Origin of the sequence: Klebsiella sp. 141161 (genome assembly GCF_050600815.1) — a bacterium.
Lineage (GTDB): Bacteria > Pseudomonadota > Gammaproteobacteria > Enterobacterales > Enterobacteriaceae > Klebsiella > Klebsiella aerogenes.
On the sequence record NZ_JAQIRN010000001.1, the window covers coordinates 1 to 14711 of the forward strand.

At 54.9% G+C, this 14711-nt stretch carries 14 protein-coding genes and 1 pseudogene; 8 read left to right on the forward strand and 7 right to left on the reverse strand.

The genetic code is table 11. The features are described from left to right. From PGR79_RS00005 to PGR79_RS00015, 3 genes are all read right to left on the reverse strand, one after another. Window positions 1-293, reverse strand: a 293-nt coding sequence (locus tag PGR79_RS00005; RefSeq protein ID WP_430920722.1) for a 4Fe-4S dicluster domain-containing protein, incomplete at its 3' end; no start/stop codon positions are given. 10 nt (window positions 294-303) lie between these two features. Continuing rightward, the gene (gene ynfE, locus PGR79_RS00010; RefSeq protein WP_430920724.1) at window positions 304-2736 is read right to left on the reverse strand and encodes a selenate/tellurate reductase subunit YnfE; all 2433 of its coding nucleotides are present in this window, start codon (window positions 2734-2736) and stop codon (window positions 304-306) included. Window positions 2737-2884: 148 nt separating this feature from the next. After that, on the reverse strand, window positions 2885-3157 hold the full coding sequence (locus tag PGR79_RS00015) for a DUF1161 domain-containing protein (RefSeq protein ID WP_087860674.1): 273 nt from the start codon (window positions 3155-3157) through the stop codon (window positions 2885-2887). A 103-nt stretch (window positions 3158-3260) separates the two neighbouring features. Between PGR79_RS00015 and PGR79_RS00020 the strand changes: the two genes are divergently transcribed. Next, a complete protein-coding gene (locus tag PGR79_RS00020) occupies window positions 3261-3971 on the forward strand; it encodes a YnfC family lipoprotein (protein WP_087860675.1) in 711 nt (236 codons plus the stop codon). Here PGR79_RS00020 and speG read toward each other — a convergent pair. Both speG and PGR79_RS00030 read right to left on the reverse strand, forming a co-directional pair. Beyond that, window positions 3965-4525 carry a spermidine N1-acetyltransferase gene (gene speG / locus PGR79_RS00025; protein WP_015366764.1) on the reverse strand — a complete coding sequence of 187 codons (561 nt, stop codon included), beginning with the start codon at window positions 4523-4525 and terminating at the stop codon, window positions 3965-3967. The two genes, PGR79_RS00020 and speG, sit on opposite strands and share 7 nt — an antisense overlap. Before the next feature lie 51 nt (window positions 4526-4576). Then, window positions 4577-4918 (reverse strand): DUF1283 family protein, encoded by a 342-nt coding sequence (locus PGR79_RS00030; RefSeq protein WP_015366763.1) that lies wholly within the window; start codon window positions 4916-4918, stop codon window positions 4577-4579. A gap of 86 nt (window positions 4919-5004) precedes the next feature. Here PGR79_RS00030 and PGR79_RS00035 point away from each other — a divergent pair. The 7 genes and pseudogenes from PGR79_RS00035 to PGR79_RS00065 all read left to right on the forward strand — a co-directional run bounded on the left by PGR79_RS00035 (window position 5005) and on the right by PGR79_RS00065 (window position 12971). Further along, window positions 5005-5393 (forward strand): annotated as a pseudogene (locus tag PGR79_RS00035) (YnfA family protein). Between the two features lie 132 nt (window positions 5394-5525). Then, on the forward strand, window positions 5526-6809 hold the full coding sequence (locus PGR79_RS00040; RefSeq protein WP_113373463.1) for an MFS transporter: 1284 nt from the start codon (window positions 5526-5528) through the stop codon (window positions 6807-6809). Between the two features lie 142 nt (window positions 6810-6951). Further along, window positions 6952-8166 carry a D-mannonate dehydratase ManD gene (manD, locus tag PGR79_RS00045; protein ID WP_113373462.1) on the forward strand — a complete coding sequence of 405 codons (1215 nt, stop codon included), beginning with the start codon at window positions 6952-6954 and terminating at the stop codon, window positions 8164-8166. Window positions 8167-8176: 10 nt separating this feature from the next. Beyond that, window positions 8177-9196 carry a Zn-dependent oxidoreductase gene (locus PGR79_RS00050; RefSeq protein WP_113373461.1) on the forward strand — a complete coding sequence of 340 codons (1020 nt, stop codon included), beginning with the start codon at window positions 8177-8179 and terminating at the stop codon, window positions 9194-9196. Window positions 9197-9238: 42 nt separating this feature from the next. Further along, window positions 9239-10621: an MFS transporter gene (locus tag PGR79_RS00055; RefSeq protein WP_113373460.1), complete on the forward strand. Its 1383-nt coding sequence runs from the start codon at window positions 9239-9241 to the stop codon at window positions 10619-10621. 207 nt (window positions 10622-10828) lie between these two features. Continuing rightward, window positions 10829-12292 carry a mannitol dehydrogenase family protein gene (locus tag PGR79_RS00060; RefSeq protein ID WP_113373459.1) on the forward strand — a complete coding sequence of 488 codons (1464 nt, stop codon included), beginning with the start codon at window positions 10829-10831 and terminating at the stop codon, window positions 12290-12292. A gap of 247 nt (window positions 12293-12539) precedes the next feature. Next, window positions 12540-12971 (forward strand): universal stress protein, encoded by a 432-nt coding sequence (locus PGR79_RS00065; RefSeq protein WP_113373458.1) that lies wholly within the window; start codon window positions 12540-12542, stop codon window positions 12969-12971. A 45-nt stretch (window positions 12972-13016) separates the two neighbouring features. Here the strand turns inward: PGR79_RS00065 and PGR79_RS00070 are convergent, their stop codons facing one another. Together PGR79_RS00070 and ydfG are read right to left on the reverse strand one after the other, a co-directional pair. Beyond that, window positions 13017-13703, reverse strand: coding sequence for a GntR family transcriptional regulator (locus PGR79_RS00070; RefSeq protein ID WP_113373457.1), 687 nt, complete (start codon window positions 13701-13703; stop codon window positions 13017-13019). Between the two features lie 93 nt (window positions 13704-13796). Further along, entirely contained in the window at window positions 13797-14546 is a 750-nt protein-coding gene (ydfG, locus tag PGR79_RS00075; protein ID WP_113373456.1) for a bifunctional NADP-dependent 3-hydroxy acid dehydrogenase/3-hydroxypropionate dehydrogenase YdfG, read from the reverse strand. Window positions 14547-14711 lie beyond the last annotated feature (165 nt).

The following is a 14711-nucleotide window of genomic DNA, read 5'->3' on the forward strand; positions in this document are numbered from 1 at the left end:
ACCTCTTCATTAACCACCACAAAACCATCTTCGCGCTTGTGCATTGCCCCGCTCGGGCAGACCTTGGTGCACGCCGGGTCTTCGCAGTGGTTACAAGCGATGGAAAGGTAGTAGGCAAAAACGTTCTGATTCCAGACGCCGTTGTCCTCCTGCCAGTCGCCGCCGGCATACTCGTAGATACGACGGAAGCTGACGTCCGGCGTCAGGTTCTTGTAGTCTTTACAGGCCAGCTCGCAGGTTTTGCAGCCGGTGCAACGGGCGGAATCGATAAAAAATCCGTATTGAGCGCTCATGGTTTACTCCTTAAACCTTCTCGATTTCGACCAGGTTGGTATGCTGCGGGTTTCCCTTCGCCAGCGGTGAAGGCCGCTGGGTGGTGAGGGTGTTCATGCAGGCGCCGTAGTCGACGCGATCGCCGGCCATATTGGCATCGTGCCACGCTCCCTGACCCATCGCCGTTACCCCTGGCATAATGCGCGGCGTGACCTTTGCCGGAATACGCAGCTCGCCGCGCTGATTAAAGACGCGCACCATGTCGCCGTTTTTAATTCCGCGTTTTTCAGCATCGATGGGGTTAAGCCACACTTCCTGACGGCAGGCCGCTTGTAAGACATCGACGTTGCCGTAGCTGGAGTGGGTACGCGCCTTATAATGAAAGCCAAACATTTGCAGCGGGAACTGGTTGCGTAACGGATCGTCCCAACCTTCAAAGGTGGAGGCATAGACCGGCAGCGGGCTGATGACTTCGCCTTTTTCCAGTTGCCAGCGGGCGGCAATCTCGGCGAGGCGGCTGGAGTAAATCTCAATTTTGCCGGAAGGTGTTTTTAGCGGATGCGCTTCAGGATCGCGACGGAAATCGCGATAGGCGACGAAATGGCCGTTCGGATCTTTACGCTTGTAGATGCCCATTTTTTTAAGCTCGTCATAGCCCGGCAGCGCTGGGTCTTTGGCGACCATTTTGGCGTACAGATACTGTAACCACTGCTCCTGAGTCCGTCCTTCGGTGAAGCGCTGATGCACATCGTCGCCAAGGCGTTTTGCCACTTCACTTAAGATCCAGTAGATAGGCTTGCGTTCGAACTTCGCCTTAGTGGCGGGCTGGATGAAAATCAGATAGCCCATATTGCCGGCATAGTCGTTAGGAATAATATCTTCCTGTTCTACGGTCATCAGGTCCGGCAGCAGAATATCGGCATATTTTGCCGACGAGGTCATAAAGTTTTCGATAACCACGATCGTCGAGCATTTGCTCTCGTCCTGCAGGATATCGTGGGTTTTATTGATGTCGGAATGCTGATTAATGATGGTGTTGCCAGCATAGTTCCACAGAAATTTGATAGGGACCGTCAGCTTCTCTTTGCCGCGCACGCCGTCGCGGGTTGCGGTCATCTCCGGCCCACGGGCGATAGCGTCGGTCCAGCTAAAGCAGGAGATGGCGGTTTTTACCGGATTCTCCAGTACCGGCAGGCGCTCAATGGTGATGGTATAGGTCGATTCGCGGGCGCCGCTGTTGCCGCCGTTAATGCCGACGTTGCCGGTTAAAATCGGCAACATGGCGATAGCCCGCGCGGAGAGTTCGCCGTTCGCCTGGCGCTGCGGGCCCCAGCCCTGGCAGATATAGGCGGGTTTGGTCATACCGATTTCGCGCGCCAGCTTAATGATGCGATCGGCGGGAATACCGGTAATACGCGAGGCCCACTGCGGCGTCTTGGCGGTAGCGTCGTCCCCCTGGCCGAGAATATAGGCTTTATAGTGGCCGTTGGCCGGGGCATCGGCCGGCAAGGTTTTCTCATCGTAGCCGACGCAGTATTTATCGAGGAACGGCTGGTCTACCAGATTTTCATTAATTAATACCCAGGCGATACCGGCGACCAGCGCGGCATCGGTACCGGGACGAATCGGGATCCACTCATCTTCACGCCCTGCCGCGGTATCGGTATAGCGTGGGTCGATGACGATCATACGGGCGTTGGAGCGCTCACGCGCCTGCTCCAGGTACCATGTAATGCCGCCGCTCATGCGGGTTTCCGCCGGGTTATTGCCGAACATCACCACCAGTTTACTGTTTTCAATATCCGAGGTGCTGTTGCCGTCGTTGCTACCGTAGGTATAGGGCATGGCGCAGGCGATCTGCGCCGTACTGTAGGTGCCGTACTGGTTGAGCGATCCGCCGTAGCAGTTCATCAGCCGCATCACCGGCGAGGCGGAAGGGGAAGAGCGGGTCATATTGCCGCCGACAATTCCGGAAGAGTAGTTAATATAGACCGCTTCGTTGCCGTACTCTTTAACCACGCGTTTCAGACTTTCTGCGATGGTATCCAGCGCTTCGGTCCAACTAATGCGCTCGAATTTTCCTTCGCCGCGTTTGCCGACGCGTTTCATTGGGTAGTTTAGGCGATCGGGGTGGTTGATACGCCGGCGAATAGAGCGCCCGCGCAGGCAGGCGCGAACCTGATGATCGCCGTAGATATCGTGGCCGGTATTATCGGTTTCCACCCACACCACTTCGTCGTCGCGGACGTGCAGGCGCAGCGCGCAGCGGCTGCCGCAGTTAACCGAGCAGGCTCCCCAGACGGTTTTTTCTTCTGCCCAGGTGGCTTGCTGCACGGCGGCGGCCGCGGCGCGTAGACTGAAAGGCAGGGACAGGCCGCCGGCGGCCAGGGCCAGTGAACCGATTGCTGAGGATTTTATGAGGGTGCGACGGCTGACGCCGCCGGGATGTTCAGGGTTGGACATTGTGCTCACTCCATGATTTTTATTATGCAAAATGCCGCTGGCAACCGCGGGGCTGCTGGCGCATGGGTGAGGAATAATACTTAAATAGGGGTAGGCGAATCTTATCTCCGGTCAACCAGAGATAAGATCCTTCACTCGAAAGCGGCGGTTATTGCCCGTCTGAATCGGTCGCCGCCGCGTCGCCGCTGCGGGTATAGATTATCTTGAAGGTGTCGTTAGCGCAGTGGCCCACCACCTGAGCGCCGGGTTGGTCAGGCTGATCGTTCGGCACTATGGCCAGGCTAAAACCGTCGGCCGGTACGCCGTTGTTGATAATCTTCTGCTGGATCTCGCCTTTTACCCGCTCGCAGGAGTCCGGCGCTGCCAGTGCGGATGCCGAACCCAGCAGCAGGGCCGCGCACAACCATGGGGATAGTTTCATCATAAGCTCCTTATTGATGTCATCCAGTTTTAAGCATAGCAGAATTGGTGTAAACAATTGTATTTGCTAAAATGATTGGAATGTTCCCAAAAAGGTAGCGGCTGTGAATAAACTGTTTTTGCTGATCCCGGCGGCGTTGCTGCTCAGCGCCTGTGACAAGCCGTCAACGCCGGCGGCGTTTACCCCGGAGATGGCCAGTTTTTCCAATGAGTTTGAGTTCGACCCGCTGCGCGGCCCGGTTAAAACCTTTACCCAAATTCTGTTTGATGACCAGGGGGAAATGGTGAAGCGGGTGCGTGCCCAGGTGTCGGCAGAAGGCTGTTTCGATCTGCTGGATTTTACCGACCTCGAAAACAAAACCGGCGCCACGCTAGTACTGGACGCGAATTACTATCTCGATGCGCAAACGCAGGAGAAACGCCTGCGGCTGCAGGGGAAATGCCAGCTCGCCGAGATGCCGGCGGCGGGCGTCAGCTGGGAGACTGATGACAACGGGTTTGTGGTGAAGGCTCTTGGGAAAGAAAGCACTTCCAGCTATCGCTACGACAGCGAAGGCTATCCGCTGGGCAAAACCACCACCGCGAAAGATGAGCGCTTCAGTGTCGTATCGACGCCGTCCACCGATCCGCGTAAAAAGCTCGATTACAGCGCGGTGAGTGTATTTAACGATCGCGCGTTAGGTAAGGTGAATCAAACCTGTGACTATGACGATCACGACAACCCGATCCGCTGCGAGATGCAGGTTGTCGATGAAAGCGTCCAGCCGGCGGTGACGCGACACTACAGCATCAAAAACACTATCGACTACTACTGAGCCGTGGGCTTGAGTAGCGTCTGGCCTTGAGGACGATGTTTCTCAAGGTACTGATGCTGGAACAGGCACATGCGAATGGTATTGCGGTATTCGCCGTTGATAAAGAACTCGTGAATCAGCTCGCCTTCGACCATAAAACCGAGTTTGCGGTAGATGTGGATCGCTTTTTCGTTTTCTTTATCGACAATCAGATACAGCTTATACAGATTCAGAACGGTAAAGCCGTAGTCCATTGCCAGCTTAGCGGCGCGCGTCGCCAGCCCTTTGCCCTGATATTCCGGGGAGATAATAATCTGGAACTCGGCGCGACGGTGAACGTGGTTTATCTCCACCAGTTCAACCAGCCCGGCTTTTTCGCCATCGCATTCGATGACGAAACGGCGTTCACTTTGATCGTGAATGTGTTTGTCGTAAAGGTCAGAGAGTTCGACGAAGGCCTCGTAAGGTTCTTCAAACCAGTAACGCATTACGCTGGCGTTATTATCAAGCTGGTGGACGAAGCGCAGGTCTTCGCGCTCAAGCGGGCGGAGTTTGACGTGAGGGGCGTCAGACATGGGAAATCCTGTGTGCATTAATAGAGGATGGCGCCCACGGGCGCCGGGGAATTATGGCGTAATAACGCGACCGGTGCGGCGGTCAAGACAGCGCAGGGTGTTGGGTTCCCAGTAGGCGTTGACGTTGGCGCTCTTCTGGCAGTTATCCTGCGCATCGAAGGCGACGTCGGTTTTGTCCCACTCTTTCTCCGCGCGTTTATTTACCTTCTGCCGTAGCGAGCGGGTATCGTTCCACTGCTCTTTTTCCATTGCGGCTTGCTGACGGCTCTGCGCGCTGTCGCCGGACTCGATCACCAGTTTGTCGGTTTGCGCGAAGGACGAAGCGGTATAGACCATTGCGCTTGCCGCCAGCAGGGCGGTCAGGCACCAGCGTTTATTGCGTGTCATTTTCATCACGATTTCCTTTGAGTGATAAAAAGGGTTAACCAGTTGGACAAGTTTACTACAACTCGCTACCCGCGCCTACCGGACAAAATGGCATGGGTGCCTGCGCATTATCGCGTACACTAGTGCAACAAATTGTCTCATTTACCAAACTTTAATGCTGAAAACCACGTTACTTTTCTTTGCTACCGCGCTGTGCGAAATCATCGGCTGTTACCTGCCGTGGCTATGGCTGAAGCGGGGAGGTTCGCCGCTGCTGTTGATCCCAACCGCGATGGCGCTGGCGATGTTCGTCTGGCTACTGACCCTGCACCCGGAGGCCAGTGGCAGAGTGTATGCCGCTTATGGCGGCGTCTACGTCTGCACCGCGCTGCTGTGGCTGCGTTTCGTCGATGGTGTGAAGCTAAGCCACTTTGACTGGGCGGGGGCGGCGATTGCGCTATGCGGCATGCTGATCATCGTTGCAGGCTGGGGGCGGGCTTAACGTCGCGCATCAGGATAAAAAATCGCCCTTTGTGATCTTCCACGCTAATTTTAACCTTGATTCTTGTATGGTAGCCGACTAGTTGCCTTACTTACTCTAACCGCATCGTGCTGTTTATCGTAAGAGGCAATTATGGCTACACAAACCCTTGCCAGCGAAGCTGGCGCCAAACCCGTGCGCATTGGCCGGGTGCAAAAAGTCACCCTGACGCTGCTGTTCATCGCCGGTATCGTCAACTTCCTCGATCGTTCGTCATTAAGCGTTGCCGGTGAGGCTATTCGCGGCGATCTCGGGCTTAGCGCGACGGAATTCGGCGTGCTGCTGTCGGCGTTCTCTCTGTCATACGGCTTTGCTCAACTGCCCTCGGGTATTTTGCTCGATCGCTTCGGCCCGCGAATTGTATTGGGGGCAGGGCTGATTTTCTGGTCACTGATGCAGGCGCTAACCGGGGTGGTGAACTCCTTTAGCCACTTTATTTTGCTCCGTATTGGCCTCGGGATTGGCGAAGCGCCGTTTATGCCGGCGGGGGTAAAATCCATTACCGACTGGTACGTACAAAAAGAGCGCGGTACCGCGGTCGGCATCTTTAACTCCTCAACGGTGCTTGGCCAGGCGATCGCGCCGCCGGCGCTGGTGCTGATGCAGATAGCCTGGGGCTGGCGCACCATGTTCGTGGTTATCGGCCTTGCCGGGATCGTTGTGGGCCTGTGCTGGTACGCGTGGTATCGCAACCGCGCGCAGTTCGATCTGCAACAGGAGGAGCGCCAGTATCTGGCGGCGCCGGAAAAAGCGCGCCCAACGCTGGTATTCAGCGAGTGGCTGGCGCTGTTCAAACGACGCACCACCTGGGGCATGATTTTAGGCTTCTCCGGGGTTAACTATACCGGCTGGCTGTATATCGCGTGGCTGCCGGGTTATCTGCAGGCGCAGCAGGGATTGAGCCTGGCGAAAACCGGCTGGGTGGCGGCAATCCCGTTTCTGGCCGCGGCGGTGGGCATGTGGGTCAATGGGCTGGTGGTCGATGCGCTGGCGCGCCGCGGTTACGATTTGGCGAAAACGCGCAAAACGGCCATTGTGGTTGGCCTGACGCTTTCTGCGCTCGGCACGTTGCTGGTGGTGCAATCTAACTCGCCGACCCAGGCGGTGGCGTTTATCTCCATGGCGCTATTCTGCGTCCACTTTGCCGGAACCTCGGCCTGGGGGCTGGTTCAGGTGATGGTTAGCGAGAATAAAGTCGCGTCGGTGGCGGCGATCCAGAACTTCGGCAGCTTTGTTTTCGCCTCTTTTGCGCCGGTTGTCACCGGTTGGGTAGTGGATACCACGCACTCCTTTAACCTGGCCTTAGTCATCGCCGCCTGTGTGACCTTTACCGGCGCGCTGTGCTATTTCTTCATCGTAAAAGACCGCATTAATTAATCGCTAACGGGGGGCGCCTGGCGCCCCCCGCAACCACATCCGTTTGTGATCCTTCGCATCTTTTTTAAATATCATACTTGTATGGTAGTAGGTCTGGTGATTTAATTTTGATCACTAACCGCACAGATGTAAGGAATTACCCATGAAGATCGTTGCTGCCGACGTGTTCGTTACCTGCCCAGGGCGTAACTTCGTCACCTTAAAAATCACCACCGATGACGGGATTGTCGGCCTCGGTGATGCCACGCTCAACGGCCGTGAATTGTCGGTCGCCTCATACCTGAAAGATCATCTTTGTCCGCAGCTGATTGGCCGTGATGCTCACCGCATCGAAGATATCTGGCAGTTCTTCTACAAAGGCGCCTACTGGCGCCGCGGCCCGGTGACCATGTCGGCTATTTCCGCCGTTGATATGGCGCTGTGGGATATCAAAGCCAAAGCCGCCGGAATGCCGCTTTACCAACTGCTGGGCGGCGCCTCGCGCGAAGGGGTGATGGTCTACTGCCACACCACCGGTCATTCCATTGATGAAGTGCTGGACGACTACGCCCGCCATCAGGAAATGGGTTTTAAGGCGATCCGCGTGCAGTGCGGTATTCCGGGGATGAAAACCACCTACGGCATGGCCAAGGGCAAAGGTCAGGCATACGAGCCGGCGACCAAAGGCGTGTGGCCGGAAGAGCAGCTGTGGTCGACGGAAAAATATCTCGATTTTACCCCGCGGCTGTTTGCCGCCGTGCGCGAACGATTTGGTTTCAACGAGCACTTACTGCACGACATGCACCATCGCCTGACGCCGATCGAGGCGGCGCGCTTTGGTAAAAGCGTTGAGGAGTATCGTCTGTTCTGGATGGAAGATCCGACACCGGCAGAGAATCAGGACTGCTTCCGCCTAATTCGCCAGCATACCGTCACGCCGATTGCCGTCGGCGAAGTCTTTAATAGCATCTGGGATTGCAAACAGCTTATTGAAGAGCAGCTCATTGATTATATCCGTACCACCATTACCCACGCTGGCGGGATCAGCGGCATGCGGCGTATCGCCGATTTTGCTTCGTTGTACCAGGTACGTACCGGTTCTCACGGGCCGTCCGATCTCTCTCCGGTATGCATGGCGGCGGCGCTGCATTTCGACCTGTGGGTGCCAAATTTCGGCGTGCAGGAGTACATGGGCTATTCCGAACAGATGCTGGAGGTCTTCCCGCATAGCTGGCGTTTTGACAATGGCTATATGCATCCGGGCGATAAACCGGGGCTGGGCATCGAATTCGACGAGAAGCTGGCGGCGAAATACCCCTATGAACCCGCCTGTCTGCCGGTGGCGCGCCTCGAAGATGGCACGCTGTGGAATTGGTAAGGAGAGAAAAATGAAAAGCATTGTTATCCAACAGCCAAACGCGCTGGCGATTGAAGAACGGCCGCTGCCGCAGCCGGGAAATGGAGAAGTACGGGTAAAGGTGAAACTGGCGGGAATTTGCGGCTCAGATAGCCACATCTATCGTGGACATAACCCGTTCGCCAAATATCCGCGGGTCATCGGCCACGAGTTTTTCGGCGTGATTGATGCCGTGGGCGAGGGCGTGACGGATAAAATCGTAGGCCAGCGGGTGACGGTTGATCCGGTTATCAGCTGCGGCCACTGTTATCCCTGCTCGGTCGGTAAGCCCAACGTCTGCGCTTCGCTGGTGGTGCTGGGCGTCCATCGCGATGGCGGGTTTAGCGAATACGCGGTGGTACCGGCCAAAAACGCCTGGCCGGTACCGGAGAACGTGAGCGACCATCACGCGGTAATGGTGGAGCCCTTTACCATTGCGGCGAATGTCACCGGCCAGGCTAAACCACGCGAACAGGATATCGCGCTGGTCTACGGCGCCGGGCCAATGGGGCTGACCACCATTCAGGTGCTCAAGCGCGTCTATAACGTGCAGCAGGTGATCGTCGCCGATCGGATCCCCGAGCGGCTGCAGATGGCGCAGCAAAACGGCGCCGACTGGACCATCAATAATCATGAACAGCCGCTGGCGCAGGCGCTGGAAGCGCAGGGGATCCGACCGACGCTGATTATCGACGCCGCCTGCCACCCGGCGATTTTCGCAGAGGCCATCGCACTGGCCTCGCCGGCGGGCAGGATCGTACTGATGGGTTTTTCTACCGAACCTTCAATGGTGGCTCAGCAGGGGATCACCGGCAAAGAGCTCACTATTTATTCGTCCAGGCTCAATGCCAATAAATTCCCGCTGGTTCTTGAATGGTTGGCAAACGGATTAATTAATCCGGATCGGCTAATCACCCATCAGTTTGCTTTCGAGCATGTTGTCGATGCCATGACGTTATTTGAAGAAGACCGCAAGCATTGTTGTAAGGTGTTATTAACCTTCAACGCATAAATATAAATAACCTCGCTGTATCCTACTTTAGAGATTATTATTATGACGACAGCTAAAAATGAGAGAAGTACCACGGATCTTATCCGCGCCGCGGTATCCGGTTGGCTTGGCACGGCGCTGGAGTTTATGGATTTCCAGCTTTATTCTTTAGGCGCCGCGCTGGTCTTTCATGAGATATTTTTCCCGGAACAGTCGGCGGCCATGGCGCTGATATTAGCGATGGGAACCTATGGCGCAGGATATATTGCGCGGATCGTCGGCGCTTTTATATTCGGTAAAATGGGGGACCGCATCGGGCGTAAAAAAGTTCTGTTTATTACCATCACCATGATGGGAATTTGTACCACGTTAATCGGCGTTTTACCTACCTATGCGCAGATTGGCATTTTTGCTCCAGTGTTACTGGTGACCCTGCGTATTATTCAGGGGCTGGGGGCGGGTGCTGAAATTTCCGGCGCCGGCACCATGCTGGCGGAGTATGCGCCAAAGGGCAAACGCGGCATCATCTCTTCTCTGGTGGCGATGGGCACCAACTGCGGGACGCTGAGCGCCACGGCCATCTGGGCGATAATGTTCTTCCTGCTCGATCGCGAACAGCTCATCGCCTGGGGCTGGCGTATTCCGTTCCTCGCAAGCGTCGTGGTAATGATCTTTGCCATCTGGTTGCGTTTGAATCTGAAAGAGAGCCCGGTATTTGAACAGGTCAATGAAGCCGATGAAATTCAGGCTAAAGCCGCCGCCGCGCAAAACACGTTCGGCGCGATGTTAAAAAGCAAATCATTCTGGTTGGCGACCGGGTTACGCTTTGGACAGGCCGGTAATTCCGGTTTGTTGCAAACATTTCTCGCTGGATATCTGGTACAGACTCTATTATTTGATAAGGCTATTCCGACCGATGCCTTAATGATTAGCTCAGTGATTGGTTTTATTACTATCCCGCTGTTAGGCTGGCTGTCGGATAAAGTTGGGCGCCGTCTTCCTTATATTATCGTGAATATTTCCGCCATTATTCTGGCCTGGCCGATGCTGGCTATTATTGTCGATAAAAGTTATAGCGCCAGCACGATTATGCTATCGCTGATTGTCATTCATAACGTGGCGGTGCTGGGCTTGTTCGCGCTGGAAAATATCACTATGGCGGAAATGTTCGGCTCGCGTAATCGCTTCACCAGAATGGCTATCTCAAAAGAGGCCGGCGGTCTGGTGGCGGTGGGATTCGGGCCGGTACTGGCCGGTATCTTCTGTAACGTAACCGGTTCGTGGTGGCCGATTGTCGCGATGCTGATTTGCTATTCAGCTATCGGTCTTATCTCGTCATTACTGATGCCGGAAGTGTGCGACCGTGACCTGAGGCTGGACCATGATGCGGCGGACGCCGGTACACGTCAGGCGCTGAGCGCGAACCGCCAATACGCGAAATCATAATCATATCGTTAACCCTTGATAGCCGGGTTTACTCCCGGCTCCTTCCCGCCATTGCGCGCAGGATCACGAAACGCGACAGCGCTGAATCTTCTTGTATGGTAGTTGATGGAAATCAAAGATGTCATACCAATTGCGTGCGATGGTTTACCTCACCAAAACATTCTGTTTGAGAATGATTTATCAGTCATCATAAAAATGAGAGACACCATGGAAAACACGCTTTTAAACGCCAGGGCAACGCTTCCTTCTTACGATCGCAGCAAGCTGGTTTCTCGCATCGTTCATCTCGGTTTTGGGGCTTTCCACCGCGCCCATCAGGCGGTATATGCTGATATCCTTGCCGCCGAACACGGCAGCGACTGGGGCTATACCGAAGTGAACCTCATTGGCGGTGAGCAGCAGATTGCCGATTTGCAGCAGCAGGACCTGCTCTATACGGTGGCTGAAATGTCCGCCGATGCCTGGACCGCGCGCGTCGTTGGCGTGGTGAAGCAGGCGATGCATGCGCAGGTCGACGGCCTGGAAAGCGTGTTGGCAAAAATGTGCGAACCGCAGGTGGCGATTGTCTCGCTGACCATCACCGAAAAAGGCTACTGCCACTCTCCGGCCACCGGCCAGCTGCAGCTCGATAACCCGCTGATTGCCGCCGATCTGCAAACTCCACACCAGCCGAAATCGGCTCCGGGCGTGGTGGTAGAAGCGCTGGCGCGCCGTCGCGCCGCCGGTCTGCCGCCTTTCAGCGTCATGTCCTGCGATAATATGCCGGAAAACGGCCACGTAATGCGCAACGTAGTTTGTGCGTTTGCCCGCGCCGTTGATGACGAACTGGCGCAGTGGATTGAGCAAAACGTAACGTTCCCTTCCACGATGGTTGACCGCATCGTTCCGGCCGTGACCGCAGATACGCTGGATAAAATTGAACAACTCACCGGAGTGCGCGACCCGGCCGGTGTGGCCTGTGAACCGTTCCGCCAATGGGTTATCGAAGATAACTTCGTGGCTGGTCGTCCGCAGTGGGAGAAAGCCGGTGCAGAGCTGGTCACTGACGTAGTGCCGTTTGAGGAGATGAAGCTGCGTATGCTCAACGGCAGCCACTCGTTCCTCGCTTATCTGGGCTATCTCGCCGGTTATCAGCATATTAATGATTGCATGCAGGATGATAACTACCGCCGCGCCGCGCAGGCGTTAATGTTGCAAGAGCAAGCGCCGACGCTGAGTGTACAGGGCGTGGATCTGGCGCGTTATGCGGGTTTGCTCATTGAGCGTTATAGTAATCCGGCGCTTAAGCACCGCACCTGGCAGATTGCGATGGACGGAAGCCAGAAGCTCCCGCAGCGTATGTTGGATTCCGTGCGCTGGCACCTGGCGCATCACAGTGATTTCAGCCTGCTGGCGCTGGGTATTGCCGGCTGGATGCGCTACGTGAGCGGCGTCGATGATCAGGGGCAGGCAATTGAAATCAGCGATCCGCTGCTGCCGGTCATTCAACAGGCGGTGCAGGGCAGTAAAGAGGGGAGCGAACGCGTGCAGGCGCTGCTGGGTATTAAGGCCATTTTCGGCGAAAGTCTGCCGCAGGAACCGCGTTTTGTCGATGCGGTGACGGCGGCGTATCTCTCTTTACAGATTCACGGCGCGAAGGCGACCGTTGCCGAATGGGCTAAAGGCCAGTAAAAACGTCCGACGATGAATAGCCCGGCAACGTATTGCGTGCTGGGCTATTTTTGTATTAGCAATACGAATATCTTGTGATATTCCCCGCCTGTACATAACTCTAAATATCTATAATTAATTATATATTGTTGAAGTTTATTTTTATTACTGAAGTATTTATTTGGGTGATTGATCGTATTCCCATACGTTTAAATATGGCAGAATAAAATCATCCCAACGGTTTCTTCAGGACTAAGGAGCTCAGGCTATGTACAAAAAAATACTGTTGCCGGTCGATGTTTTTGAAATGGATTTAAGCGATAAGGCCGTTCGTCACGCGGATTTTTTAGCATCTGCCGAAGAGGGTGAAATCACGTTGCTGAACGTGCTGCCAAACAGCACCAGTTCCCTGCTGCGCGGCTTCACGGCGGATATTCGTAAATTTGAAGCCTTCATGAAAGAGGAGTCGGAAAAGAAAATGCGCGATCTCTCGCGGTTGTTTTCTACCCCGGCTTCGCGGATCCATACCCGCATTGTTTTTGGCAATGTGCGCGATGAAATATTAGCGCTGAGCGAAAAAGAGAATTTTGACGTTATCGTTATTGGCTCTCGCAAACCGGGTATTTCAATCCATCTTCTTGGTTCAAACGCCGAATCCGTTTTACGCTATGCCAAAGTTCCGGTGTTAGTGGTGCGGTAATCTATTTTACGGCAGCTGACGCAACGTTGGCTGCCGTTTATCCCATTATTCTTCGCTGAACCACTCGCTATTTTCCTGACGAATCAACAATACCGACTCGCTAATTTCATGTAGATGGATATTCATCGCCTGTTCGACGGCATCAAGATCGCGTTTTTCCAGCGCTTTAAAGATATCGAGATGTTGACGCAGCAGCATATCCGGCGGGGTCACGTGATCGAGACTCATATAGCGCACCCGGTCGATGGTTGCTTTGATATTTTCAATGGTGTCCCACGCCAGCTGGCAGTCGGCGATAAGGGACAATTTCTGGTGAAATTCGTCATCGAGCTGGAAAAAATCATTGAGCTGCTGACGCTCTACCGCCACCCGCTGCTGATTGAGGTTTTGCTCCAGCTGATAGAGCTGTTCATCGTTTATCATCGATCCCGCGCGGCGCACTACCGCGCACTCAATGGCCTGGCGCACGAAACAGCCGTTACGCACCTGGGCCATCGAGATTTTATTCACATAGCTGCCGCGCTGTGGGCGGATCTGAATCAGCCCGTTTTCCGCCAATTTGATAAAGGCTTCGCGTACCGGCTGGCGGGAGACATCAAATCGCACCGACACCTCTTTCTCCGACAGCGGGGTTCCCGGCGGGATCAGGCAATGGACAATATCCCGGCGAAGGATGCGATAGATTTGCTGATTGACGGGCTGGGTCGGATTCAGTTGCGTTTCTGCGGCCATTGATGATTACTTTTTAATGGGTTATGAGCATTATTTTACTCGTTTTTTGCCGTTCCGCCCAGACCTGGCCCGCAGGCCAGGCCGCAGAGGACGTTAGCCCTCACGATGGACGCTGAGACCGGCAAAGCTCTGGCTGACCGGCATCATTTCCAGCGTGTTAATGTTGACGTGTTTCGGCAGATTCGCGACCCACCACACCGCTTCGGTGACATCTTCCGGCGTCAGCGCCTGGGTGTTCTCATAAGTTTTACCGGCTTTCGCATCGTCGCCTTTAAAACGCACGTTGGAGAACTCGGTGCCGCCTACCAGGCCCGGCTCGACATCGGTGACGCGAATCGCGGTACCGTGCAAATCGGTGCGCAGATTCAGACTGAACTGGCGCACGAACGCTTTGGTCGCGCCGTAGACGTTACCGCCAGCGTAGGGCCAACTGCCGGCGGTCGAACCGATATTAATAATATGGCCGCGATTACGCTCAACCATCCCCGGCAGCACCGCGCGGGTCATGTACACCAGGCCTTTATTATTGGTATCGATCATGTCTTCCCAATCTTCAACGCTGGCGCGATGGGCGGGTTCCAGACCTAACGCCAGGCCGGCGTTATTCACCAGAACATCGATAGCCTGCCACTGTGCAGGCAACCCGGCGATCATCTCTTCGATGGCGGCGCGATTACGCACGTCGAGTTGCGCGGTATACAGGTTATCGCCAAGCTCCTCTTTGAGCGTCTTCAGGCGCTCTTCACGACGCCCGGTGGCGATAACTTTGTGGCCATTAGCGATAAAACGACGAGTAATACTTTCGCCAAATCCAGCAGTTGCACCAGTCACCAGAATAATCATCTTACTGTTCCTCAACGCTTTTTGTGTTGTCATAACATAGCACGCGATAACGCCGCGCGGTAAAGGAAAATCGTATCGTCATCTGTTGGTATAACGCGCTGGCTGGATAAATCATTGCGGCCAATCAATGAGTTGCCTAATCTTAGTGGATACCCGCGTTCAGGA